Source organism: Shewanella sp. SG41-4, assembly GCF_014164505.1.
Lineage (GTDB): Bacteria > Pseudomonadota > Gammaproteobacteria > Enterobacterales > Shewanellaceae > Shewanella.
In genome coordinates this window covers 1-476 of the sequence record NZ_JACJFI010000753.1, presented here as the reverse complement: position 1 = coordinate 476, position 476 = coordinate 1, and the positions used below count along the sequence as shown (strand labels likewise).

Below are 476 nucleotides of genomic sequence, written 5' to 3'. Positions count from 1 at the left end.
GAAAAACAGGCAAAAAACTTAACCTCCCAAGCGCGTCAACAGCTGAGAAAGCAACAAGCCGAACCTATCCTCAATGAGTTTTACGACTGGCTAAACAGCCAACATGTTTTACCTAAAGGGGCATTGGGCAAAGCCATTAGTTACACCTTAAATCAATGGCCCAAATTACTGACCTATCTTGAAGATGGGGATATCAGTATTGATAATAATGTCACTGAGCGAGATATCCGGCCATTTACCACAGGGCGAAAAAATTGGATGTTCTCGACGTCGGTGGGTGGCGCTAAAGCCAGTGCTAATTTATACAGCCTGGTGATGACCTGCCGTGCCAATGATTTGAATCCCTACTACTATTTCCGTCATCTCTTTACGGAATTACCCAAGCGTGCACCATCAGATGATATGACTGATTTGCTGCCGTGGAATGTTGATTTAGGTGAAGCAGAATAAGCTTCACCAGTTCATTGACCGCTTAC

1 protein-coding gene is annotated in these 476 nt (G+C 44.3%); it reads left to right on the top strand.

Features of this window, described 5'->3' with window-relative positions:
• Positions 1-450, top strand: a 450-nt coding sequence (locus tag H5202_RS24880) for an IS66 family transposase (RefSeq protein ID WP_182774156.1), incomplete at its 5' end; no start/stop codon positions are given.
• Positions 451-476: the final 26 nt, after the last annotated feature.